Genomic DNA, 25,005 nt, shown 5'->3' with positions numbered 1-25,005 from the left:
AATTAAACTCCCAGCTTCCAGGATAATGTGCGTAACAAATCGGCAAATACTCCAGCTGCGGTAACATCGTTACCCGCACCGTAACCACGTAAGACCAAAGGAATTGGCTGGTAGTAACGAGTGTAGAAGGCTAGCGCATTCTCACCATTTTTGACTTTATACAACGGATCGTTGTCATCGACCGCATCCATACGAACCTGACAGCGGCCGTCTTCAATCACGCCGACATAGCGCAACACTTTGCCCTGCGCGGTTGCATCAGCGACCCGACGAGCGAACTCTGCGTCTAGCGATGGCAGGTGTTTCAGGAAGCTTTCCACATTGCCGCTGGCATCGAAAGATGGTGGCAATACGGATTCAACTTCAATGTCAGCCAGTTCTAATTTGTAACCCGCTTCTCGAGCCAAAATCAATAGCTTACGAGCAACATCCATCCCGGAGAGATCATCGCGCGGATCGGGCTCGGTATAACCTAAAGCTTTGGCTTGCAGCGTAGCTTCTGATAACGACATGCCTTCATCCAGTTTACCGAAGATAAAGGACAGCGAACCGGAAAGGATGCCGGAGAAATGCACCAGCTCATCACCGGCGTTCAATAGGTTTTGCAGATTCTCGATAACCGGCAGGCCTGCGCCCACATTGGTGTCGTACAGGAATTTACGGCTGGATTTAGCCGCAGCAGCACGGAGCTGGCGGTAATAATTCATCGATGAGGTGTTGGCTTTCTTATTCGGCGTCACGATGTGGAAACCATCGGACAAGAAATCGGCATACTGATCGGCCACGGCCTGACTGGAAGTACAGTCCACAATAACCGGATTCAGCAAATGATACTCCTTAACCAGACGAATCAAACGGCTCAGGTTGAAAGGCTCCTGAGCCGCGCCCAGTTGCTCCTGCCAGTTCGCCAAATCAATGCCGTGGACATTGGTCAGCAACGCTTTAGAATTGGCAATCCCGCAGACGCGTAAATCAATATGCTTTTGCTTCAGCCAAGGCTGCTGACGGTGGATCTGCTCGATCAACGCACTGCCGACGCCGCCTGCGCCAATCACAAACACTTCAATAACCTGATCGGTATTAAACAGCATTTGGTGGCAAACCCGCACGCCGGTGGTCACAGAATCATTATTCACCACCACGGAAATGGATCGTTCGGAAGAACCTTGTGCAATAGCGATAATATTGATATTGGCTCGCGCCAGCGCGGAGAAGAAGCGCGCTGAAATACCGCGCAAAGTACGCATACCATCGCCGACAACGGAGATAATCGCCAGCCGCTCCATAACGTCCAGCGGGTCGAGTACACCATCTTTTAATTCGAGGTAAAACTCCTCCTCCAGCGCCCTGCGAGCACGCGCCAGCTCGCCCTGAGGTACGCAGAAACTGATGCTGTATTCAGAAGAGGATTGAGTGATTAACACCACGGAAATTCCGCTGCGTGACATCACGGCAAAGACCCGCGCTGCCATGCCGACCATGCCTTTCATTCCTGGCCCTGAGACGTTAATCATCGCCATATTATTCAGGTTAGTAATACCTTTCACCGGATAAGCGTCATCGCTGTTATCGCCACCGATTAAAGTGCCGGGAGCTTGCGGGTTAGAGGTATTTTTTATCAGACAGGGAATCTGGAACTGGGCAATCGGAGCGATGGTGCGGGGGTGGAGAACTTTGGCGCCAAAATAGGACAGTTCCATCGCCTCTTGGTAAGACATCGACTTGAGCAATCTGGCGTCGGGCACGGTGCGCGGATCGCAAGTGTACACACCGTCGACGTCAGTCCATATCTCGCAACAGTCTGCGCGTAAACAGGCGGCCAGAACCGCGGCGGAATAATCAGAGCCGTTACGCCCCAAAACCACCAGTTCCCCTTTATCGTTACCGGCGGTGAAACCGGCCATCAGGATGATATGGTCGTTTGGAATCGCACTGGCGGCGATGCGCCGAGTAGATTCGGCAATATCAACGGTAGATTCCAGATAGTGGCCCTGCGCCAACAGTTTCTCAACCGGGTTGATTACCGTCACCGGGTAACCTTTGGCCTGAAATACCGCTTCCATCATCGCGATGGATAGCTTCTCGCCACGGCAGATAATCGCCGCATTAATGCTGTCCGGACATTGCCCCAACAGGGAAATTCCGTGCAGCACTTGTTTCAGTTGCGCAAATTCATGGGAAACCAGAGCCTTTAAACGATCATAGGCAAAACCCGGTTGCGCTTCTGACAGGCCGCGTAACAGATCGGCAAAGATAGCTTCGGCATCGCTCATGGTAGGAGAGATGTCCTGCCCCGCCACGGTCTTATCAATCATCGCAACCAAATGATTGGTGATTTTAGCTGGCGCAGACAGTACGGTCGCGACCTGTCCCTGACGCGCATTGTTTTCGATAATATCGGCAACGCGCAAAAATCTTTCCGCATTTGCAACTGAGGTCCCGCCAAATTTCAGCACTCGCATTTCTGATTCTCTCCTGAATTTATGCCGAAAAAAAAGCCCGCACTGTTTAGATGCGGGCTTTTTTCTGTGTTTCCTGTACGCGTCAGCCCGCCCCGTAACCTGTGGTTTCGGTGGTGGTAATAATCGTTGTAGTCAGGCTGATGAATCGCATGTTTTCTGTCTGTCTCATTTCATAATTGAAGCTGTCCCTCTATTGGTTAAAGCAATAGTCGACCCAAGTCAAACTTTTTTGTTAACTGGCTCGCGGAATTAAGCATCGGTATCAAAGAATTTAAATTCTATAAAAAAGAAATTAAAAGCAGTAAAAACCGATAAAATCACAAATTAAGGAATATATAGCCAGGCAGGCGAATTTTATCCCTAGTATGTACAGCAGCATTTTTTCTGTTTTCTGTGCGAGCCGACGGTGACATTTCGTCAAATAATGAGAAAGCGTGTTTCGTTCCTTCTTTCGTTCCTATAGAGCCAAAGGGGGAAAAAGCGAGGCAATAAGGACGTTTGGCTACGGGTGACCTCCCTGGGAAGCATAGGACGTGAATAAGCTGTTTTTCACCGCAACGCTGCTGATGTAAATATAACGGACGGGTTGTTTACATTTATATAACATTTACGGTAATTTATCTTATCTATTGAGTGAAAGAGAGGCCCAACGTTGAAAATCATGACTGACGGCTGATACTCAGAATATGTTGATTTTAAACAATAAAAATCAATGCATTACAAATTAAATTATTCACCTATACATAAACCGATTTTTTTAATATTAAATACACTGAAACGATCAGTTATTTTAACCAACTATCACTTAAGCTGGTATTCTTGTAAGTGTTTTTCACAAAAGTGTTAACGTGCTACAATTGAATTTGATATATGTCAACAAAGCGTAGTTTTGTTGGGTGGTAGATTCGGCTCACACTGTTATGTTGCTGTTAATAGGGTTAGGATATGCGCCGCTTTTGTCACCTTTGGGGCTGTAGGGAGTAACACCCCGACCAAGCTAGCGATGTTGTTGACGTTGATGGAAAGTGCATCAAGAACGCGTTTACGTACTTTAGTCATGTGATAAATAGGATGACGAGTTACAAGTCAATAAAAATTCCTATGTAACAAAGACTTCTGTACTTCCTATTTCTATTTTGTTGGCAATTTTAGGTAGCAAACATGCAGACCCCGCACATTCTGATCGTAGAAGACGAGATAGTCACTCGTAACACCCTGAAGAGCATTTTCGAGGCGGAAGGCTACGTAGTTCATGAAGCCAATGATGGCGCTGAAATGCATCACATTCTGTCTGAGAATGATATCAACCTGGTTATCATGGACATCAATCTGCCAGGCAAGAATGGTTTATTGTTGGCTCGGGAACTTCGTGAACAGGCAAGCGTTGCGCTGATGTTCCTGACTGGCCGCGATAATGAAGTGGATAAGATTCTCGGTCTGGAAATCGGTGCTGATGACTACATCACCAAGCCTTTCAATCCGCGCGAATTAACTATTCGTGCACGTAACTTGCTGTCACGCACCATGAATCTGGGTAGCGTGGGCGAAGAGCGTCGTCTGGTTGAAAGCTATAAATTTAACGGTTGGGAGCTGGACATCAATAGCCGCTCACTGATCAGCCCTGCTGGCGAACACTATAAACTGCCACGCAGTGAATTCCGCGCCATGCTGCACTTCTGCGAAAACCCAGGGAAAATTCAATCCCGTGGCGAATTGCTGAAGAAAATGACCGGCCGCGAGCTGAAACCTCATGACCGTACGGTTGACGTTACCATCCGCCGGATTCGTAAACATTTCGAATCCACTCCGGATACGCCAGAAATCATCGCTACTATCCATGGCGAAGGTTATCGTTTCTGTGGCGATCTGGAAGAGTAATCAACCGGTTATCAACTTTATAAAAAAGCCAGCGCTGAAGTGCTGGCTTTTTTTTGCTTATAATTCTTCGTTATGGGTTGGCGTGCGTCCAAGGAATAATCGGCACGGCGCTGATAGCATTCTTCGGTGAACCATCAACGACTTTGTCAGAATAAGTCAGATACACCAGAGCGTTACGATTTGCATCGTAGAAACGAACGACCTGAAGCTTTTTGAAAATAAGCGAAGTGCGTTTCTGGAAGACCACCTCCCCTTTAGATTTTCCTTTCTTGATTTTCTCTGATAACTCAATCGGTCCGACCTGCTGACAGGAGATAGCCGCATCGGCAGTATCCTCTGCCAGCCCTAATCCGCCCTTGATTCCACCGGTTTTTGCACGGCTGATATAACAAGTTACATTTTTAACATCAGGATCATCGAAGGCTTCAATGACGATTTTATGGTCAGGGCCAAACAGCTTAAATACCGTATCCACCGAGCCAACCTCTTCCGCATGCACGCTCATGGCGCCAAAAGAAAGTAGTCCGCAAAGCAATATCCAATTTTTTTTCATACACTTACTCCATTACACCCGATAGATTACGCAAAGTTAAATTTTTGTACTGATAATAAGATATTCATTGGAAATAAGCTTTCGCCAGCTTAACAACATTATTTAGCACAGTTGCTAATAAAAATCTTAAGCAGTCTGAGACAAAAAAAATTGCTACTATGCGGCGGAGCTAATTTTCAGCTCTCAAGCTATTACTTTAATCCAGGCCGCTTTATGAGGAAGATCTATGGATCAAGCCAGTATCATTCGTGATCTGCTTAGCTGGCTAGAAAGTCATTTAGACCAGCCTTTATCACTGGACAATGTCGCCGCCAAGGCAGGCTACTCTAAATGGCATTTGCAACGGATGTTTAAAGACGTCACCGGTAACGCTATTGGTGCCTATATCCGAGCAAGAAGACTATCTAAAGCTGCGGTTGCGCTGCGTCTAACCAGTCGGCCCATTCTGGATATTGCACTGCAATACCGTTTCGACTCCCAGCAAACCTTTACTCGCGCATTCAAAAAACAGTTTGCGCAAACGCCTGCGCTCTATCGTCGAGCGGAAGACTGGCATTCCTTAGGCATCTGCCCGCCTATTCGGTTGGGGTCTTATACCCTGCCTCAGGCCGAGTTTATTACCTTGCCAGAACAGCATTTGGTTGGTTTAACCCAAAGCTATTCATGCACGCTGGAACAAATTTCCACGTTCCGAACCGAGTTGCGCTCTCATTTCTGGCATCAATATCTTGGCGGTGCGGATAAGCTGCCGCCGGTACTGTACGGCTTGCATCATTCCCGGCCAAATCAGGAAAAAGATGATGAGCAGGAGATATTCTACACCACGGCCATTGAGCCTCAACATACTCCAGCCAACGTAACTGAAGGCCAGCCGGTTATTTTGCAGGGCGGTGAATACGTTAAGTTTATCTATGAAGGGCCGGCGGAAGGGCTACAGGACTTTATTCTGACACTGTATGGTACCTGCCTGCCGCTGTCGGAGATGACTCGCCGCAAAGGCTATGATATCGAACGTTTCTTCCCTCAGGGCCGGCCACAAGACCAGCCTCCGAAGGTGTTACACTGCGAATATCTGATTCCTATCCGACGTTAACGCTGTAATTCGTCCAACGCGGGCATATCCAGATGCGTGATATCGCCCGCGGTCTCAACTATCCAACCTGATGCCAACCACGGACTTTGCTGATAATCCACGCGGGATAGCGAACAGTTGCGCAAACGCAAGCGGCGCTCAGCATGGGGCGGCAACCCCAAAATAGTGCTGAGCAGGCAACCTAACGCGATACCGTGGCTAACCAACAACGGTTTGCTGCCCGGAGGTAGCTCAAGGCAGCTTTCCAAAGCCCCACGCATACGGGCCGCCAGTTCAGCCATGGATTCCCCCTGAGGAATACGCCCATCAGGAGTACCATCGACCATCTGCTTGCGCCACCGTTCTTCCTGCGCGTTTAAGCCGTCGATGCCACGCTCCTCCAACACGCCCATATTCAATTCACGCAGACGCGGCTCAACAATAACGTCACAGCCACAGGCATCGGCAATGATTTCTGCCGTGCGTCGCGTACGTCCCAAATCGCTGGTGATGACGTGGGTGATACCTTCACTGCTCACCCGACGTGCGACCAGACGAGCCTGATGTTCACCGATTGCGGTCAGCGGGCTGTCTGATTGCCCTTGAATACGGCGGGCCGCGTTCCATTCGGTTTCGCCATGACGAACGAGATATACCTGTAACATGTCTGATTTCCGTTATACTGCGTAAAATTAGCTAAAGGATACTTAAGCTCATTATGTACCATGTTGTTGCCGCAACTACCAACCCTGCAAAGATCAGGGCTATCACTCTCGCCTTCAACGATGTTTTTGGCGCAGACACCTGCCATATCGAAGGTATCAACGTCGATAGCGGCGTATCCCTCCAGCCAATTGGCAGTGACGAAACCCGCACCGGAGCACGCCAGCGGGTCGCCGCAGCACGTCAGATAAAGCCGGAAGCAGATTTTTGGGTCGGGGTCGAAGCCGGTATCGAAGATAATATGACCTTTGCCTGGATAGTCGTTGAACACTTGCAGCAGCGGGGAGAATCCCGCTCAGCCAGTTTGATGCTACCGCAAATTATATTACAAGGAATTAATCAAGGTCGTGAACTAGGCGACGAAATGGCACTTTTGACAGGTAATGCGGAAGTGAAACGTCAGGGTGGTGCGATTGGAGTCTTTACCGATGGTAAACTGTCACGCACCAGCGTTTACCATCAAGCGTTAGTACTTGCTTTAGTTCCTTTCCATAACTCGGTCTATCTGGAAAGCTGATTAGGCAATAGAGCGTCAGGCAAAGGCTCAATCTTTACCTGACGTTTCAATCGTTTCAGGATTGCGACGACGATTCGTTATTGAGTAATTGCGCTTCCAACCAGCTTTTCAGCTGCGGTGGCGAGGCTTTCAGGCTATTAGAACCTCGGGTAATGGTAGCAATACCGGCGCCGAGTTGGTTCTTCAGTTCCCGCTGACTCAATTCACCACGCATTAACTCCTGAATAATACGCACGCGCGTCCCCAAAGCCGCACGCTCATCGGGCGTCAGCATCAGTTGCAACAACGGTTGGTGAAGATCTTGCGCAACGGCCTGTTGCAGCAGCGCAATAAAGCTTAACCAGTTCTGGTTATCTTCAGCGGAAAGAGCGGGATCGATTACGACATTTTCGGTCATGGTATGCTGCCATACTATTTAACTAGTACAGCAGCATAGCATAAACTGGCAAAAATCAATAACGCCTCTGCCACTCCGCATCACTCAGCACCTTTGCCGGACGGTGCATAAAGTGACGATAGAAAGCGTCGTAAGCCAAGACGTTTTTGACATAGCCGCGCGTTTCAGAGAAAGGAATACTTTCAATGAAAGCAACGGCATCGATCTGCCCCGCGCTATTTCCAAGCCAGGTATTCACTCGCGATGGCCCGGCGTTATACGCCGCGCTGGCGAGAATCCGGTTGCGGCCAAACTGCTGATAGACCTCTTCCAGATAGCTGGTGCCAATTTCGATATTTGTGACCGGATCGAGCAATTGGCTGCTGTTCACATAGCCGCTGATATTATTCAGTTTTACCGTATGATCTGCGGTACGTGGCATCACCTGCATTAAACCTGCGGCTCCCACAGGAGACTGCGCTTTCGGGTTCCATGCACTTTCCTGTCGGGCAATAGCCATCGCATAACTTGGAGTAATGCCTTTGCCTTCCGTTGCCCGACGGAATTCTTGCGGCCAGGCCAGAGGGAAGCGCTCTTCCAGATGATCCCAAAGTTTCGCCACTATCGTCGCCTGTACGCTCAGATCGGCCCACTTTTGGTTAAAGGCATAGCGCGCCAGAGCTTCCTGCTGCGGTTTACTACGGCTGGCGACCAGATAGCTCCATTCGTTACGTGCCAGATTATCCATATTCCAGTACATCAGTTCGCGAACCCGAGCAATTTCCGGGCTGTCCGCCAATGAGGTATCGGGTTTGGTCGCCACTTCAACCATGATTGGATAAGGTATATTCAGCTTTTGTGCCGCCACCATTGGGTAGAAACCGCGAGCTTTGGTCAACTCACGCAGTATCGCCTCGCCTTCGGCTTTATTTCCCTGCTCAATCAGCAAGGTTGCACGCCAGTAGCGCCACTCGTCTTTATCTTTTGCATCCGCAGGTAAACGCTCCAGCCATGCCTGTAACCCTTTACGGTCACCGGTGCCTAACGCCATGCGAATACGGCGTTCAAGCAACGGCGTGGCGTGGCTGCGCAACGTGACTTCATCACGCCATTTCGCCTGCTCGTAAGTGGCATCATTGCCCATCAAACGCCAGGCAACCGCCTCTTCCAGCTCCAGTTTATCTTTCTCGCTCATCTTCTGTAGTCGTGTCAGCGTGGGAATCATGGCGCGGGCGTTTTCCACGTCCTGACGCGCTAAGCGAGTAAAAGCAATAATGGTGGCAGAACGGGTAAAATCTGTCGGTCCTACGGTGCGGGCAAAGCTTTCCACGCTGGCCGGATCGCTTTGCAACTTCGCCAGCGCCGTCCCCATGGTTTGATAATCACTCGGTAATTGTTTCAGCAAGAAGTTGACCAGACTGGCATTCCCTTCCTTGAGCGCCAAACGCATCCGCGCCAGCGTTGCCAGCGGTGTTTGGTGCCCTGCCTGCTGCCAAACCGTAAACAGCTTGTCGCAGCTACCCGGTAAAGACTGGCCGTTCAACCAGATTTCGCTGGCGCCGTCCCAGGCGACCTGCTGCTCGCCGGTCGCCCATTTGGCATAGTAATAATTACAACGAGCCGCTACCGGCTTCGGTGGCTGTGGGCTAAAGCTCAATAACCCACGCCAATCTTCACGGTTCGCCAGCTCGTTAACAAAACGCGAGGATAACGAACGCGCTGGCGGCAGCGTTGGATTACGGTTAAGGAAATCACTGATCTGTGCCGCGCTGACCTGGCCGAGATCTTGCGTCAACTGACGATATTCCAGATAGGGATACAAAGGATAATCGCGCAGCGTTGGTAACAGCTGTTCCACCGTTGCCATCTGGTTGCTATCCCACGCCTGTTTAACTTGTTGATAGCGCTGCCGTTGGGCATCAAGAGAATCTGCTGACGCCGCTCCTGATGCTGTCACCAGACACACGCCAATCGCCAGGTATCGCCACTTATCCATACTTACTGTTTCCTCACTGGTTGTTGGCTGTACGTCATATTCACCGGATCTTCTGATTAGCATAGTCATAATTAGTTCAGAGCTTCAAATTCAGGCTGGCTGAGAGTTTCGCTCGATATGCCACTATGTTCCAGCGTCTTTACCCACTTTTGCAGATATTCTTATTATGAAGAATCCACGTTTTGCTTAATGAAGATAAGCACATAATTAGGAATACGAACGGAATAATAACCTTTTTATAATAGTGGCTATTCATATTCATCTTATCCGCTGAACGAAATAAATTACCAATGAAGCTGAGAGATTGGGTGTTAAATTTTTTAGCGATAACGCAAGTAACTGTAGAGATATCAGTAGCAAAAATCGCGCCTAAACTCAGGTTCTGCGCCTATAGGAACATTCTGTTACTTAATTTTTATTATCTCAGATCAAGGCAGTAAACTGATAATTATCTACTATCCTTCCTCACTATAACTATGCTGTTTCACTGTTTCTGTTCAACCCATTAGCATTTAATTTTTATTTAAAAATCAAATAATTAACTTATAGGTGTTCACAGCGTAAGGCAAAAGGTATTTTGGCTTGACGTTAAACCGGCATTATTTTCCGGTAAATAAAGGACACAAGGACGGCTAATTTTAGATTTATTAATTCTTTGGAGAAGGTTCCTTCAATGCATAACACACCAAACCAAAAGTCAGCCTCGCCGCCCCCATCGGGCAAAACCTGGTATCAGCTCACGACGGATGAGAGCTTAGAGCAGCTCAATACCACTACAGAAGGTCTGAGCCAGCAGGAGGCAGCAAAACGCCTAAAAAAGCACGGGCCTAATGCCTTGCCAGAAAAGAAACGCAAGCATCCCCTCCTCCAATTCCTTGCCCATTTTAATGATGTTCTGATTTATATCCTGCTCGCCGCAGCCTTGGTTAAAGGACTGATGGGGCATTCCGTCGATACCATAATCATCTTATGCGTCGCGGTCATTAACGCCCTGATCGGTTTTGTTCAGGAAAATAAGGCCGAGAAATCCCTGAAAAGCATTCAGAACATGCTTTCCAGTAAAGCCGTGGTTATTCGCGATGGCATTACGCAAACCATTGATGCAAAAGATCTGGTGCCGGGCGATATCGTTACCCTGAAACCCGGTGACAAAATTCCTGCTGACCTGCGTTTGCTGGAGGGCCACAACCTACAGATCGAAGAAGCTATTCTTACTGGCGAATCGACGGTGGTGGAAAAACAAACCGGAGTCATAGAAAGCGAATCCGTTATTGGCGATCGTAAAAATCTGCTGTTTTCCGGTACCACCATTAGCGCCGGTACGGCCAAAGGCGTGGTTATTGCCACCGGTGGTGACACCGAGCTGGGTCATATCAACCAGATGATGTCTACCGTTGAATCGACCCGAACTCCGCTACTGCAGCAAATGGATCGCCTCGGTAAAGCTATCTTCATCCTGATTCTGGTGATGATGGCCGTACTGTTTGTTTTTGCCTTTATCCTACGCGACCTGCCGGTTGATGAACTGTTGCTGGCGCTGATCAGTCTGGCCGTGGCCTCGGTTCCGGAAGGCTTACCGGCGATTATCTCAATTATTTTGTCGCTGGGCGTTCAGTCCATGGCGCGTAAACGGGCGATTATCCGTAAGCTGCCAACGGTAGAAACTTTGGGTGCAATGACGGTGGTGTGTTCCGATAAAACCGGCACCCTGACAATGAACGAAATGACCGTGAAAGCGGTAATTTTGGCCGACCATTGCTATCGCGTTGAAGGTGAAAGCTATGAGCCCGTAGGCAATATTTATCAGGAAGGCAGCGACCAGCAGGCCGATTTAGCTGCAAACCCAACGCTGAAAACATTCATCACTGCGGTGAATTTATGTAATGACAGCCAGATCCAGAAAAACGATCAGGGTCATTGGGTGATTACCGGCGGCCCAACCGAAGGGGCGCTAAAAGTACTGGCGGCGAAATCCGGCATTGAGCTGGGTCAGGTTAATCAACTCGGTAAAATTCCTTTTGATTCCGCTTATAAATATATGGCCACCAGCCATCAGATTCAGTCGGAAAACAGCATCTTCCTGACCGGCGCGCCGGACGTACTATTTACCTTCTGCCAGCAGGAACTGACGGCAAACGGCGTCGCTCCGTTCCGCCGCGATTACTGGGAAGCTGAAATGGCTCGCTACGCCAAGCAGGGCTTGCGTATGGTGGCTGCGGCGTTCCGACCTACTGACGAGGGCATTAGCAACCTGGATCATGCCGATATTCAACAGGGTATGGTGTTTGTCGGTATTGCCGGCATGATGGATCCGCCGCGCCCTGAAGCCATTGATGCGATAGCCACCTGCCAGCAGGCCGGTATTCGCGTGAAAATGATCACCGGCGACCATCAGGAAACCGCCATGGCAATTGGCGCGATGCTGGGAATAGGCAACGGCACGGATTCCATTACCGGCAGTCAGCTGGAACATATGGACGATGAGGAACTGGCCGAAGCCGCGGTTCGTTACGATATCTTCGCCCGAACCAGCCCGGAGCATAAGCTGCGTCTGGTAAAAGCGTTGCAAACCAAAGGTGAAATCGTTGGCATGACCGGCGATGGCGTCAACGATGCACCGGCGCTGAAACAGGCGGATGTGGGTATCGCGATGGGGATCAAAGGAACCGAAGTGACTAAAGAAGCTGCCGATATGGTGCTCTCTGATGATAACTTCGCCACCATCGCCAGTGCGGTAGAAGAAGGGCGTCGGGTTTACGATAACCTGAAGAAAACCATCCTGTTTATCCTGCCAACCAACCTGGCGCAGGGGCTGCTAATCATCTTTGCCATTCTTGCCGGGGCGGTCATTCCGTTAACGCCGCTGCAAATTCTGTGGATGAATATGGCGACCTCTACTACGCTTTCTTTCGGTCTGGCATTTGAACCGGCAGAAAGAGGCATCATGAACCGCAATCCGCGAGATCCTTCGCGCCATGTACTGGACGGCCACGCTATCTGGCGTATCGCCTTTGTCGGTACTTTGATTGCTATCAGTGCCTTTATTCTGGAAGCTTATCTGGAACCTCGAGGTTACAGCACCGAATTTATCCGTACAGTGCTCATGCAAACGCTGGTTACCGCGCAGTGGATTTACATGTTTAACTGCCGCGTGGCGGATCGCTTCCCGCTGAACAAAGAGTTGTTCGTTAACAAAGGTCTGTGGCTGGTTTCCGGCGTTCTAATCTTGCTGCAACTGGCAATTATCTATCTGCCGTTTATGAACACAGCCTTTGGAACCGAACCTCTGCCAGCCTATTACTGGGGCCTGACATTACTGGTGGGTCTTGCCATCTTCATTATTGTTGAAATAGAGAAATGGGTTATCCAGCGTTTTAAACCTTCCATAAAGTCTGTTTGACCATTTCCCGCTTTCTTTCTCCGCCCGGTGTTAAAACCGGGCGGTTTTTCCCTGAAATGAAAATATTTAAGAAAATTCCCTGCCCTGCCGATACCATGACGAGCATTGCAACAATGTGATCTTGTAATACAATCAGAGAGAATAAAAACGGTAAATCTAAGCGCCGATAATAAAATGACTTTTTCTCACTGACTATGTTGCCTGTTTATATTTCCGGGGCCGATCCACAGGAAGCGCAAAAATGACCACCTCGACTTGCGCAATCAACGGCGTCAGTAAGAATGATCAATACGTTATGCCTCCCTGGCATTTTGGGCGTATTTGTCAGTATCTATTGATTGTATTTACGTTCGTATTTTCTACCGGTGCCAGATCGGCGGAAGAACCTGCCAATGCGAACGTGATACAGGCGCGGACAGATGCCGCAACCAAAATGGTTTTGGGGATTATCAGCTATGCCCGCTGGCCGGTGACTCCGCAGGTCATTAGGTTATGTGTTGTCGCCCCGACCAACTATGCAGAAGGCCTGTTTAACCCGGCGTTAATGGCAACGCAACATCCAATTAAAGTCGAGCGATTCCCGTTTGCCAGCCCGGCTATTTCAAGCCAATGCGATGCTATTTATTTGGGAAGTGCCACTGCAGAGCAGCGGTTGGAGTTAATTAATCGCACTCAAGGTCATCCGATACTGACAATCAGTGAGGATTATTCTGAATGCGCCACCGGCAGCGCCTTTTGTCTGTTAGTGGAAGATAACCAGGCATCTTTTAAGGTTAATATGGATGCGTTAGCACGTACAGGAGTTCGTGTTCATCCGAGCGTACTGCAACTCGCCCGTAAGAAGGCTGATGGTTTATGAGACTGATTAAAAGAATAAATAAACGTCGTGTAAAATTACCTAGCTTAGGGAAAATACTTCAACGCATACATTTAACCGTGGCTCTGGTTGCCGTGGGGATGGCTGGTATCTTTATTACTCTGGTTGCCATTTTTTCCCTGCGTGTTTACGCCGACCACAACCTGCATTTGATCGCCCGCTCAATTAGCTATACCACCGAAGCCGCCGTAGTTTTCGGCGATAATATTGCCGCCAATGAATCGTTGGCGTTGATTGCAGCCAGCGAAGAAGTGGCCGAAGCTAAAATAGTTGATGCCAATGGCAAGCTAATAGCCAGTTGGTCGCTACCCGCCCACGGCCCGTTCCACCAGCTGGAGCAAAGCGTTGCCCATTGGGCACTGAGTGGCCCGGTAGAACTGCCTATCATGCACAGCGGTGAACGCATAGGTACCATTATTATTGTCGGCCACGGCGGCAGCCTGCTCAGTTTCCTGTTGCGCGGGGTGATTGCCATGCTAGCCGGTATCATTGCCAGCACGCTAGTCGCCCTGTTCCTTTCTCGCCGAATGCTCCGCAGAATTGTCGGCTCGCTGAACCGTATAACCGAAGTGGCGCACGATGTGAGCCTGCATCGTAGCTTTGGCCAAAGAGTTCCATCGGCTCATATCAAAGAACTTAATGAGTTAAGTAACGATTTCAATGGGCTGCTGGAAGAGCTGGAAGTCTGGCAGGCACATTTAACGCAGGAAAATGATTTCCTGACCCATAGAGCGACTCATGACAGCCTGACCGGGCTTGCCAATCGCGCCTTTTTTGAAGTCAGCCTGAACCGCACGCTCAATGAATGCGCTGATAAGGATATGGTGGCATTGATGTTCCTCGATGCCGATAGTTTCAAAGAGATTAATGATAATTATGGCCATGCCGCCGGTGACGTCGTACTCATCACCATGGCTGAACGTATCCGTTCGCAATTACGTGAAACTGATTTTGTTGCTCGTCTGGGCGGTGACGAATTTGCCGTGCTACTGACGTCAATCGGCAATAGCTATGATGTATTATCGATCGCGGACAATATCATTCATTGTATGGCTCACCCAATTACACTGCCTGACGGCACGGATATCACAACATCAATCAGTATTGGTATTGCGTTCTATCCGGAACACGCGCAAACGCCAGTAGAACTGTTACAGCGTGCGGATGAGGCCATGTATTTGGCGAAGAACAATTATCATGGAGGCGGCCGGGTGATTCTGCCCCAAAGCCTGACATACACAGCGTAAAAGAATAAGGTCTTACAATGCAAAAGTTGAGGAGTAGCCTGTGGATTGGCTTGATGGCGTTGGGGTTATTGCTGCTAGCGGGTTGTCAGAATAAGCCTCAGGGTCTGACAGCGGAGCAAATAGCGGCTCTACAGGAACAGGGATTCAAACTAACGGACAACGGTTGGGAATTTGGCCTGTCAGATAAGGTGCTATTTAGCAGCAACGTTGGGAAACTGAATGCTCAGGGAGAGCAAACCGTAGAGAAAATCGGCCACGCCTTGATGGACGTTGGTATCAGCCATATTCGTCTGGACGGACACACCGATTCAATGGGTGAAGATAGTTACAATAACCAACTGTCTTATGGCCGCGCCAGCGCCGTCGCAAATACCCTGACTTCCATCGGTATGCCGAAAGCCAATATCGAAGTTCGCGGGCTTGGTAAGCTAAATCCGGTTGCCGATAACCGCACGGCCAAAGGCCGAGCCGAAAACCGTCGCGTGGCAATGGTCGTCACCGCGCCCTGATACCTGAATAAGCCCATTCTGTGGGGGCGGTCAGCCCGCCGCTCCCGCAAAAAGGTTATACTCCGTTATCTTCAAGGATGTATGGGATCCGTTATCGAAACGGGCTACACTCCGCACCAGACATCCTAATAAAAACTGATATAGAGAGGCTAGAGCAACGTGGCTCAATACGTCTATACCATGCATCGCGTTGGCAAAGTGGTTCCGCCGAAGCGTCATATTTTGAAAAACATCTCCCTGAGCTTCTTCCCCGGCGCCAAAATCGGCGTATTGGGTCTGAACGGTTCCGGTAAATCTACCCTGTTGCGCATTATGGCCGGTGTAGATACCGACATCGAAGGCGAAGCGCGCGCTCAACCAGGCCTGAAAATCGGTTACCTGCCGCAGGAACCTCAACTGAATCTGGAACAAACGGTACGCGAAGCGGTAGAAGAATCCGTTAGCGAAGTTAAACGCGCGCTGACTCGTTTGGACGAAGTCTACGCGCTGTATGCCGATCCAGACGCCGACTTCGATAAGCTGGCGAAAGAGCAAGGCGAGCTGGAAGCGATTATCCAGTCTCACGATGGCCATAATCTGGATAATCAGTTGGAACGCGCTGCCGATGCGCTGCGTCTGCCGCCTTGGGATGCCAAAATTGCCAATCTGTCCGGTGGTGAGCGTCGTCGCGTGGCGATCTGCCGCCTGCTGCTGGAAAAACCGGACATGCTGCTGCTGGACGAACCAACCAACCACCTGGATGCCGAATCCGTGGCTTGGCTGGAGCGCTTCCTGCACGACTATGAAGGCACCGTTGTGGCGATTACCCATGACCGTTACTTCTTGGATAACGTGGCTGGCTGGATTCTCGAACTTGACCGCGGCGAAGGTATTCCGTGGGAAGGCAACTACTCCTCATGGCTGGAGCAGAAAGACGCTCGTCTGGCGCAGGAAGCCTCTTCCGAAGCCGCTCGTCGTAAATCTATCGAGAAAGAGCTGGAATGGGTTCGTCAGAATCCGAAAGGCCGTCAGGCTAAAGGCAAGGCACGTTTGGCTCGCTTTGAAGAACTTAACAGCGTTGAATACCAAAAACGTAACGAAACCAGCGAGTTGTTCATTCCACCTGGTCCACGTTTAGGCGACAAAGTGCTGGAAGTTCAGAACCTGAGCAAATCCTATGGCGACCGCCTGCTGATTGACGATCTGACCTTTGCACTGCCGAAAGGCGCCATCGTCGGTATTATCGGGCCGAACGGCGCGGGTAAATCTACGTTGTTCCGTATGTTGTCCGGTCAGGAACAGCCTGATTCCGGCACCATAACCTTGGGTGAAACCGTGCAGTTAGCCTCTGTCGATCAGTTCCGCGACAGCATGGATAACAGCAAAACCGTGTGGGAAGAAGTTTCCGGCGGTCAGGACATCATGAAGATCGGTAACTTTGAATTGCCAAGCCGCGCCTACGTTGGTCGCTTTAACTTCAAAGGTGTCGATCAGGGCAAACGCATCGGCGAGCTGTCCGGCGGTGAGCGTGGTCGTATCCATCTGGCAAAATTGTTGCAGGTTGGCGGCAATATGTTGCTGCTCGATGAACCCACCAACGACCTGGATATTGAAACCCTGCGCGCACTGGAAAACGCCTTACTGGAATTCCCGGGCTGTGCGATGGTTATTTCCCATGACCGTTGGTTCCTCGACCGTATTGCTACCCATATCATCGATTATCAGGATGAAGGGAAAGTAGAATTCTTCGAAGGTAACTTTACTGAATACGAAGAGTGGAAAAAGCGGACGCTGGGCGCTGATGCCTTAGAACCGCACCGTATTAAGTACAAGAAAATGACCAAGTAATTCGTCATTCACTGCTAAATACTGCTCACCTTGGTGGGCAGTATTTTTTTAGCCTGACGCATGGATAGCAAATGAAATTATATTCAATCTCTGAAGCACTGAAAAAATTAATAAGAATCCGCAAAATCCGATGGACGCTATTTTTGTTTATTCTGGGTGGAGCAGTCTATTTTTGGTGGCAACAAGGCACTCTGGTCAGGGAAGAATGGAGTCCCAATCATCAATACGTTATGCGCTTTTATAAGATTACCCAATTGATTCCCTCTATTGGCTCGCCCGGCGACGGCTCTCATTACAGCGGCTACATTAAAATTGAAAATCAGGCCGGTCAGGTTTTTCACACCGAACAGGTTTCGCTGATGGATTTTATTGAAGGCCCACACTGGAGCGATTATGGCGTCTATTGGTTTGGGACCGATTTTAACGATATTGTTGCGCTTCCCACTTCTGCCGCAAAGTAATGCTCTCACTTAGCCAACGCACCAAAAATATTACGTTAATCCTTGGGCATAATGGGTAAATACCGGATGCCCCATAACCACATCAATAAAACAGCTCAATGCCGGTGAATTTAATTTCCGGCTGGGATAAACCAAATACAGTTCATTCCCTTCGGCCAGCCATTCAGGCAACACTTCCACTAATTTTCCCTGCGCGACCTTTTCGCGACTAAGAAAAGCGGGCAGCAAGGTAATTCCACCCGCCGATAGTGTGCACTCAATGGCGTAGAGCAAATTATCGGTGACGTGTAGCTTAGGTAACTGCCAACGGAAATATTCATCCTGATGATTTAATACCAGTTCTGGCCAAGCGCGGTGGGTAATCCAACGATGTTCCTCCAACTGACGCGGATGTAAAATCGGCGGAAATTGAGTCAGATAATCAGGAGAAGCCAGTAAATTGCGGGGCGCATAGCCCAAGCGGCGTCCAATCAATGAAGAATCCTGCGGTTTTCCAGTGCGCAACGCCACATCGAAGCCTTCTTCCACCAAATCCACTTTAACGTCGGAGACCAATACCTCGAGAGAAACATCGGGATATTGTCGTTGAAAATCCGTGGCAATCCGCGCCAGCAAAGTGGCGGCCAGCCCTGCCGGACTGGAAACTCGCAGTCGGCCGCTGGGATTATCCAGCAAGCGCTGTAGGGTTAAATCGGCTCGCTCCGCCGCCTGTAGCATTTCCTGACAGTGAACCAAATAGCGTTCACCGGCGAACGTCAGGCTGATCTGACGCGTGGTTCTATTCAGCAACCGGATACCCAACCGGTGTTCCAACAGGCTAATCCGCTGACTGACGCTGGATTTAGGTAAACCGGCGATGGCCGCCGCCTTGGTAAAACTGCCGCATTCGGCCACTCGCGCAAACAGCGCCATATCCTGTAGCTGCTTAAACATAATTGTTCACCATAGACGAACACTGCGTTATTGATTGTCCATCTTATCACTCTAGTCAATCGGATCTAAACTCAAGGTCTACCTAAAAAGGAGCTAGGCTATGTCTCATTACGCTATTGCAGTTAATCCGCAGAAACCCGCCGATTTCATTCAGATCCCGTGGGATCAGCCAACGCCCAGTGCTTTCGATCTCTTAGTGGAAGTGAAAGCCGCATCGGTTAATCCGGTGGATACCAAAGTCCACGCCGGTCTACAAAAAAATGGCTTACAGCAGCCGCGAGTGCTCGGCTGGGATGCCAGCGGCGTAGTCATTGGCGTAGGTAGCTCGACACAGGGTTTTAGCGTTGGAGATGAAGTCTGGTATGCCGGTGATCTGACGCGTCCTGGCAGCAACGCCACGCATCAATTGGTCGATGCCCGCATCGTGGCGCGTAAACCGAATCGCCTGAACTGGGCAGAAGCCGCTGCCATGCCGTTGACCGCATTGACCGCCTGGGAAGGGCTATTTGAGCATCTAAAAATTCAGGAAGCGCCAGCGGGGAAAACCCTGTTGATCATTGGCGGTGCCGGCGGCGTGGGATCGATAGCCATCTCACTGGCGGCGCTGCGTAGTCAGGTTAACGTGATCGCCACAGCCTCGAACCCAGTCTCTGCAAGCTGGTGTCTGGATCGCGGCGCAGATCTCACCGTCGATTATCGCGATCTAAAAGGAGAACTGGCCAGTAATGGGATCGATAAGGTGGATTATATTTTCTGCCTGAATGACACCGACGGTCACTGGGCGACGATCGGCGACCTCATCGCACCGATGGGCCACATTTGCACCATCGTGGAAAATACTCATCCCCTCGATCAAAGCGCGTTGAAACTGAAAAGTGCCGCTCTGCACTGGGAATTGATGTTTACCCGCAGCATGTTCAACACGCCGGATATGGCGCAACAGGGAGAAATATTGAAACAGGTCGCTCAATATGTCGACGCAGGAGAACTGCGCGGCACGCTGAGTGATACTTTACACGGCCTGACGACTGACACCCTGCACGCGGCGCACCAAAAAGTACTGACTGGACGCATGCAGGGCAAGCTGGTTATCGCTTATTAATTATCATTCTGCAGACTGTTCCGCTCGCTGATCGGTGAGCGGGATAATCGCAGTGGATCGGCGGCCAGCAATTGCTGAACCAATTCAACGCAGCGCAGGAAGCGCTCGTCGTAGTCTGCCGATTCCACGTGAACATATTCAACGTTATTGGCTCTCAGCATATCTTCCAGCAGGCTTTGGAAGGATTTCCGATCGGAAGTACTCCCCAGACTGCGTAAACCGTCGGCCACCCACGGAGTATTATTCTCCAACAGAATCACCAGATCGAAGCGATACTCATCGATCAATGCCTGCACGAAAGGATGCTCCCGCCCTTCGTATTTCTTACAAAATGCCTGAGTCGTGACGAAGTCCGTATCGATAAATGCAACCTTATTGGCGTATTTCACCGCGAAATCCACGTACTGCGCCTGCCCCAAGGCTATTTTGTCGTAATCTGAGTATTGCAACGCCATCTCATCGCCACCCAAATGGGAAAATACGTAATCCCGCCCGTACTCCCAGGCGCTGGTGGTATTGAATATATTGGCTAATTTATTCACCAGCGTCGATTTTCCACTGGACTCCCCGCCGAGGATCGCCACCGTACGGACAAAGAAGGGTTTGACTTCGGTAGGAATATAATCCCAGTAACGGAAAGGATCACGGCGGATCTGACGGCCGCTAATCTTCATAAATGAACGCTGCGGATCGATCAGGATGGTTTCGATACCAAACTGTTCGCGATAGCGCGGCGCATCCTGACTTTCGCTGGAATAGATAAAGCTTGGCACTATGCCTTTTTCTGCCATAAAGGCCTTTACGCCGCGGCTCCAGACATCCCACCCGTGCGGATAGGGTTCGATGCCGTGCTCATCAAATGAGTGAATGCGGATATTTTTTTGATATTTGAACGTTTGCAGCAGCCAGCGCAAACGGTCACTAACCGTTGGCTGTTGTGACATGGAGCTGTTCTCGAACAGTTCCCGATCCCGAGGTTCGTCGTGGCACAGAATGATATGTAATTCATCTACCTGGCTACAGGCTCGTTGGATCAAATAGATGTGGCCGGTATGCAGCGGGTAAAATTTACCAAACACTACGCCGACCTTTTTCTCGCGGCGAGGGAATTCCAACCCAAGAAAACGATGCAGGGCTTCAAGTTTTTGCGCACTGGGGCTTTTGATTTTATCGTTAAGTAGCTGGCTTAAATATCCTTTGGTCATGCCACTGGCTTCGGCCACTTGCTGTAACGTGCAGCCTTTCTGTTTGATTGCCGTTTTTAAATAATCGAACTGCAGCATACTGCCTCCTGTTTAGCACGCTAAACAAAAATAACACAGTATGCTGCTCAAACAACACGACTAAATGCAGCTTAAAGATCCTCTAGAACCGCCAGCGCGTCGGCCAGTTTTTTCACGCCAAATACCTGCATATTCGGCAGAGGCTTCTTCGGCATGTTGGCGTGCGGCACTATGGCTCGCTTAAAACCGTGCTTCGCCGCCTCGGAAATTCGCTCCTGGCCACTGGGCACCGGGCGAATCTCACCGGCCAGCCCGACTTCGCCAAATACCACTAAATCCTGCGGTAAGGGCCGATCCCGCAAGCTGGATACCAATGACATTAATAACGCCAAATCGGCGCTGGTTTCCGTAACTTTTACCCCACCGACCACGTTAACGAAAACATCCTGATCCGACATTTGCAGGCCGCCGTGACGGTGTAAAACCGCCAGCAAGATAGCCAGTCGATTCTGTTCCAATCCTACTGCTACTCGCCGCGGATTCGACATCATCGAATGATCCACCAGCGCCTGAATCTCAACCAACAGCGGACGTGTCCCTTCCCACACCACCATCACCGAGCTACCGGCAGTGACTTCATCACCCCGGCTGAGGAAAATTGCCGATGGATTACTGACTTCACGTAGCCCTTGTTCCGTCATGGCAAAAACGCCCAACTCATTCACCGCACCAAAGCGGTTTTTATGGCTGCGAAGAGTACGGAAGCGGGAATCGCCGTCGCCATCCAACATCACTGAACAGTCGATACAGTGTTCCAACACTTTCGGACCGGCCAGCGAGCCGTCTTTAGTCACGTGACCAACCATCACTATCGCTACGCCGCGTGTTTTAGCAAAACGTGTTAGATAAGCGGCGGTTTCACGCACCTGCGCCACGCTGCCGGGAGAGGACTGAATATCGGCCATATGCATCACCTGAATGGAGTCGATCACCATCAGCTTAGGCTGTTCTTGCTCTGCAATCAGGCAAATCTGCTCGATGCTAGTTTCCGATAACATATTCAGATTACCGGTGGGCAAACCGAGTCGATGCGCTCGCATCGCCACCTGCTGTAGCGATTCCTCACCGGTGACATACAGGGTTTTCATGCCTTCAGATAGCTTGCACAATACCTGTAACAGCAGGGTACTTTTCCCCGCGCCGGGGTTGCCACCAATCAGAATGGCACTGCCGGGTACCACGCCGCCGCCTAACACCCGATCGAACTCAAGGAAGCCGGTGGTGAAACGCGGCAGCGCTTCCAGACTGATATCTGACAGCTTTTGTACCCGACTGATACCCGCCTCGCCCGCATAGCCACCGAGGCGATCGTTACGCGAAGAAGGCGTTGCCGCAGCCAGACGCACTTCGGTAATGGTATTCCAGGCGTTACAGGCACTGCACTGCCCCTGCCAGCGCGGATAATCTGCGCCGCACTCATTACAAACAAATGCGCGTTTTGGTGCTTTAGCCACGTCTTTTCCTCTGTATTACGATCTAACAATAAATTTAAAATTCAATAGGTTTTAGCGTTGTAACCGCCTATTTTCCTACGGTTTACTGGCGTGACGGCAAACTGAGCGAGCACGCCAGAAACGTAGGGAATTAGCGTTCTTCGTGCTTCAGACTGCCGCTTAAAATACACAGCACGCTCATCAAATCACCGTGCCGAATCGCCACTTTCGCTTTAGCATAAACCTTAGGCTTAGCATGGAACGCCAACCCCAAACCGGCTGCCTGCATCATTTTCAGATCGTTGGCACCGTCGCCGATGGCAATGGTTTGCTGAATCGGAATAGACAGTTTTTCCGCCAGTTTAATCAGTGTGTCGGCTTTGTATTGCGCATCGACAATCGGGCCCAGCACCTGACCGGTCAGTTTGCCGTCACGGATTTCCAGCTCATTGGCGGCTACCGCGTCCAGATGCAGCTTATCCCGCAGATATTCCGCATAATAAGTGAACCCGCCAGAAGCGATAGCCACATGCCAGTTCAGCGCCTGTAATTTCTTCACGAGCGTGACCAACCCCGGCATCAGCGGCAAAGTATCGCGTACCTGTTTCAGAATATTGGCATCGGCTCCTTTCAGCGTACCTACCCGCTGACGCAGGCTGGCAGAGAAATCGAGTTCCCCTTGCATTGCCCGCTCGGTTACAGCGGCCACTTCGTCGCCCACGCCGGCTAATTTGGCTATTTCATCAATACATTCGATCTGAATAGCCGTGGAATCCATATCCATAACCAATAAACCCGGCGTACGCAAATGAGGAATTGCGCCTAGCGGAGCCACATCGAGCCCGCTTTCGTCCGCCAGCGTTTTAATCCGCGGTGTCAGGCTACCAGCCAGACGAATCACCTGATAGTCATCGACGCACCAAGCGGAGACAATCACCATCGCCGCGCCCAAACGGCGTTGAAAATCGGTAATACGTTGTTTATCCAGCTTTCTGCCGTACAACAGCCAACCCGTATGGCCCGCACGATAATCCAGCGGCATAACCTCGTCACCACTCAAAGAAAGCGGCAAACCGGGCCACTGATAAATCTCCGCGGGGAGATCGCAATAGGTCAGACTATTTGACATGAAAAGCTCCTGTAGAAACCCAGAATCGGCAATATATACCCAATAGCCTCACATCACAGCAAAGCTGCGATATAAGCCCAATAATTTCTCGTTGCGGCCAAGCAGCGACTGAGCGAATCCTCAGGAGCTTAGCCCACTAAGCGACCGGGGTGAGCAAAAGCAGCCAACACCGCAGCAGCGAGAAAGATGAAGGGTAAAAACGATGCATCAAGCTATCCTATCGTCCTTGCTTCTGGCAACATAAAGTCATCAAAACGCGTAAGGAACCTGCATGGCCCGGGCTAAATTAAAATTTCGACTGCATCGCACTGCTATCGTACTGATTTGTCTAGCTTTGCTTGTACTGCTTATGCAGGGCGCATCCTATTTCAGCCTCAGCCACCAGTTGGCACGCTCCGAACAGGTGGAAGAGCTGGCGAAAACGCTGGCGAAACAGGTGGCTTTTAGCCTGTCTCCGATTATGGATAGCAACAATGACGACGTGGATAGCCAGAAGGTCGATGAAGTCCTGAAACAGTTGACGCAGGCGAGTCGCATACTGGATGCCAGTGTGTATTTGATTGACGGCACTTTGGTCGCGGATTCTGGCGAAAAAGTCAAAGTGCGTGACCGGTTGGCGCTGGACGGCAAACGCCCCGGCAGTTATTTCAATCATCAGATTGTGGAGATGATTCCCGGCAAGAACGGGCCTAGCGGCTTTTTGCGCATGACGTTGGATACCCACGTACTGGCAACCGAATCCAAGCAGGTGGATAACACCACCAACTTACTGCGTTTAATGATTCTGGTCGCGCTGGCGGTCGGTATTATTCTGGCCAGAACCTTATTGCAGCATCGCCGTAGCCGCTGGCAGCAATCGCCTTATCTGCTCACTGCCAATACGCCGGTAGAAGAAGACAGCGAATCAGGGGAATCATCCAATGCGGATTCAACTGCCAGCAAATCTACGGAAAGAACCGAGGAATCGCAGGTCAAAAAGTAGGTTCAGGCCATGCGTTGGATACGTGGCGTGAGTGAGCCAACTTTTCCTGCATTTGGCAATGCTATCGCACTGAATTCCAAACAGATAGCTGAATGATCAGCCACTCGAAGCCAAAATATCTCAACCAAACGCTGCGCTTGTAGCCAATGTTCAGGGGTGATATCTGGAACCTGTTGACGCATATAGAAAGAAACAGAGAAACAGAAAGTATTGATAAAAAAAGAGCCGCAGCGGAGTGTGCGGCT

Annotated in this window: 22 protein-coding genes and 1 other annotated feature; of the genes, 11 read left to right on the top strand and 11 right to left on the bottom strand. The window is 50.2% G+C overall.

The window, feature by feature from the left end:
• Positions 1-2: 2 nt before the first annotated feature.
• The 3 genes from thrA to DBA33_RS20860 form a co-directional block, all read right to left on the bottom strand.
• On the bottom strand, positions 3-2,462 hold the full coding sequence (gene thrA, locus DBA33_RS00335) for a bifunctional aspartate kinase/homoserine dehydrogenase I (protein WP_064516319.1): 2,460 nt from the start codon (positions 2,460-2,462) through the stop codon (positions 3-5).
• A gap of 26 nt (positions 2,463-2,488) precedes the next feature.
• Positions 2,489-2,606: a sequence feature (Thr leader region), on the bottom strand.
• Positions 2,545-2,613 (bottom strand): thr operon leader peptide, encoded by a 69-nt coding sequence (gene thrL, locus DBA33_RS00330; protein ID WP_120805398.1) that lies wholly within the window; start codon positions 2,611-2,613, stop codon positions 2,545-2,547. Its footprint overlaps the feature before it by 62 nt.
• A gap of 767 nt (positions 2,614-3,380) precedes the next feature.
• On the bottom strand, positions 3,381-3,521 hold the full coding sequence (locus DBA33_RS20860; protein ID WP_235600971.1) for a hypothetical protein: 141 nt from the start codon (positions 3,519-3,521) through the stop codon (positions 3,381-3,383).
• 102 nt (positions 3,522-3,623) lie between these two features.
• On the opposite strand from DBA33_RS20860, the gene arcA reads away from it, so the two are divergent.
• Positions 3,624-4,340, top strand: a complete 717-nt coding sequence (arcA, locus tag DBA33_RS00325) for a two-component system response regulator ArcA (RefSeq protein WP_004706052.1) — start codon at positions 3,624-3,626, stop codon at positions 4,338-4,340.
• 70 nt (positions 4,341-4,410) lie between these two features.
• On the opposite strand, the gene creA is transcribed toward arcA, so the two are convergent.
• Positions 4,411-4,893: a protein CreA gene (gene creA / locus DBA33_RS00320; protein WP_064516317.1), complete on the bottom strand. Its 483-nt coding sequence runs from the start codon at positions 4,891-4,893 to the stop codon at positions 4,411-4,413.
• Positions 4,894-5,119: 226 nt separating this feature from the next.
• On the opposite strand from creA, the gene robA reads away from it, so the two are divergent.
• Complete coding sequence (robA, locus tag DBA33_RS00315) at positions 5,120-5,986, top strand: MDR efflux pump AcrAB transcriptional activator RobA (protein WP_064516315.1); 867 nt, start codon at positions 5,120-5,122, stop codon at positions 5,984-5,986.
• Here robA and gpmB read toward each other — a convergent pair.
• The gene (gene gpmB / locus DBA33_RS00310; RefSeq protein WP_064516313.1) at positions 5,983-6,630 is read right to left on the bottom strand and encodes a 2,3-diphosphoglycerate-dependent phosphoglycerate mutase GpmB; all 648 of its coding nucleotides are present in this window, start codon (positions 6,628-6,630) and stop codon (positions 5,983-5,985) included. The two genes, robA and gpmB, sit on opposite strands and share 4 nt — an antisense overlap.
• A 53-nt stretch (positions 6,631-6,683) precedes the next feature.
• Between gpmB and yjjX the strand changes: the two genes are divergently transcribed.
• Positions 6,684-7,205, top strand: a complete 522-nt coding sequence (gene yjjX, locus DBA33_RS00305; protein WP_120805186.1) for an inosine/xanthosine triphosphatase — start codon at positions 6,684-6,686, stop codon at positions 7,203-7,205.
• A 55-nt stretch (positions 7,206-7,260) separates the two neighbouring features.
• Here the strand turns inward: yjjX and trpR are convergent, their stop codons facing one another.
• Both trpR and sltY read right to left on the bottom strand, forming a co-directional pair.
• On the bottom strand, positions 7,261-7,602 hold the full coding sequence (trpR, locus tag DBA33_RS00300; RefSeq protein ID WP_064516310.1) for a trp operon repressor: 342 nt from the start codon (positions 7,600-7,602) through the stop codon (positions 7,261-7,263).
• A gap of 55 nt (positions 7,603-7,657) precedes the next feature.
• Positions 7,658-9,577: a murein transglycosylase gene (sltY, locus tag DBA33_RS00295; RefSeq protein ID WP_120805184.1), complete on the bottom strand. Its 1,920-nt coding sequence runs from the start codon at positions 9,575-9,577 to the stop codon at positions 7,658-7,660.
• A 673-nt stretch (positions 9,578-10,250) separates the two neighbouring features.
• On the opposite strand from sltY, the gene DBA33_RS00290 reads away from it, so the two are divergent.
• From DBA33_RS00290 to DBA33_RS00265, 6 genes are all read left to right on the top strand, one after another.
• Positions 10,251-12,977 carry a cation-transporting P-type ATPase gene (locus tag DBA33_RS00290; RefSeq protein WP_120805182.1) on the top strand — a complete coding sequence of 909 codons (2,727 nt, stop codon included), beginning with the start codon at positions 10,251-10,253 and terminating at the stop codon, positions 12,975-12,977.
• A 241-nt stretch (positions 12,978-13,218) separates the two neighbouring features.
• Positions 13,219-13,836 (top strand): YfiR family protein, encoded by a 618-nt coding sequence (locus DBA33_RS00285; protein WP_064516305.1) that lies wholly within the window; start codon positions 13,219-13,221, stop codon positions 13,834-13,836.
• Positions 13,833-15,101: a diguanylate cyclase gene (locus DBA33_RS00280; protein ID WP_064516303.1), complete on the top strand. Its 1,269-nt coding sequence runs from the start codon at positions 13,833-13,835 to the stop codon at positions 15,099-15,101. The genes DBA33_RS00285 and DBA33_RS00280 overlap by 4 nt, the downstream gene beginning before the upstream one ends.
• A gap of 17 nt (positions 15,102-15,118) precedes the next feature.
• Positions 15,119-15,610 carry an OmpA family protein gene (locus DBA33_RS00275; protein WP_064516301.1) on the top strand — a complete coding sequence of 164 codons (492 nt, stop codon included), beginning with the start codon at positions 15,119-15,121 and terminating at the stop codon, positions 15,608-15,610.
• 159 nt (positions 15,611-15,769) lie between these two features.
• The gene (gene ettA / locus DBA33_RS00270) at positions 15,770-17,437 is read left to right on the top strand and encodes an energy-dependent translational throttle protein EttA (protein ID WP_049598991.1); all 1,668 of its coding nucleotides are present in this window, start codon (positions 15,770-15,772) and stop codon (positions 17,435-17,437) included.
• A gap of 71 nt (positions 17,438-17,508) precedes the next feature.
• Positions 17,509-17,898, top strand: a complete 390-nt coding sequence (locus tag DBA33_RS00265) for a hypothetical protein (RefSeq protein WP_064516300.1) — start codon at positions 17,509-17,511, stop codon at positions 17,896-17,898.
• A gap of 30 nt (positions 17,899-17,928) precedes the next feature.
• Here the strand turns inward: DBA33_RS00265 and DBA33_RS00260 are convergent, their stop codons facing one another.
• A complete protein-coding gene (locus DBA33_RS00260; RefSeq protein ID WP_064516298.1) occupies positions 17,929-18,831 on the bottom strand; it encodes a LysR family transcriptional regulator in 903 nt (300 codons plus the stop codon).
• Positions 18,832-18,931: 100 nt separating this feature from the next.
• Between DBA33_RS00260 and DBA33_RS00255 the strand changes: the two genes are divergently transcribed.
• Entirely contained in the window at positions 18,932-19,933 is a 1,002-nt protein-coding gene (locus tag DBA33_RS00255) for a zinc-binding alcohol dehydrogenase family protein (protein WP_064516296.1), read from the top strand.
• Here the strand turns inward: DBA33_RS00255 and nadR are convergent.
• From nadR to serB, 3 genes are all read right to left on the bottom strand, one after another.
• Positions 19,930-21,216, bottom strand: coding sequence for a multifunctional transcriptional regulator/nicotinamide-nucleotide adenylyltransferase/ribosylnicotinamide kinase NadR (gene nadR, locus DBA33_RS00250; protein WP_064516294.1), 1,287 nt, complete (start codon positions 21,214-21,216; stop codon positions 19,930-19,932). The genes DBA33_RS00255 and nadR overlap by 4 nt on opposite strands.
• A 71-nt stretch (positions 21,217-21,287) precedes the next feature.
• Positions 21,288-22,670 carry a DNA repair protein RadA gene (radA, locus tag DBA33_RS00245; protein ID WP_049599006.1) on the bottom strand — a complete coding sequence of 461 codons (1,383 nt, stop codon included), beginning with the start codon at positions 22,668-22,670 and terminating at the stop codon, positions 21,288-21,290.
• Positions 22,671-22,800: 130 nt separating this feature from the next.
• Positions 22,801-23,778 carry a phosphoserine phosphatase gene (gene serB, locus DBA33_RS00240; protein WP_049599009.1) on the bottom strand — a complete coding sequence of 326 codons (978 nt, stop codon included), beginning with the start codon at positions 23,776-23,778 and terminating at the stop codon, positions 22,801-22,803.
• A 271-nt stretch (positions 23,779-24,049) separates the two neighbouring features.
• On the opposite strand from serB, the gene DBA33_RS00235 reads away from it, so the two are divergent.
• On the top strand, positions 24,050-24,760 hold the full coding sequence (locus tag DBA33_RS00235) for a YtjB family periplasmic protein (RefSeq protein ID WP_064516292.1): 711 nt from the start codon (positions 24,050-24,052) through the stop codon (positions 24,758-24,760).
• The last annotated feature ends 245 nt before the right edge of the window (positions 24,761-25,005 follow it).

Origin of the sequence: Yersinia sp. IP36721 (assembly GCF_003634395.1) — a bacterium.
Taxonomy (GTDB): Bacteria; Pseudomonadota; Gammaproteobacteria; order Enterobacterales; family Enterobacteriaceae; genus Yersinia; species Yersinia entomophaga.
This window is presented reverse-complemented; position numbering and strand designations above follow the sequence as displayed.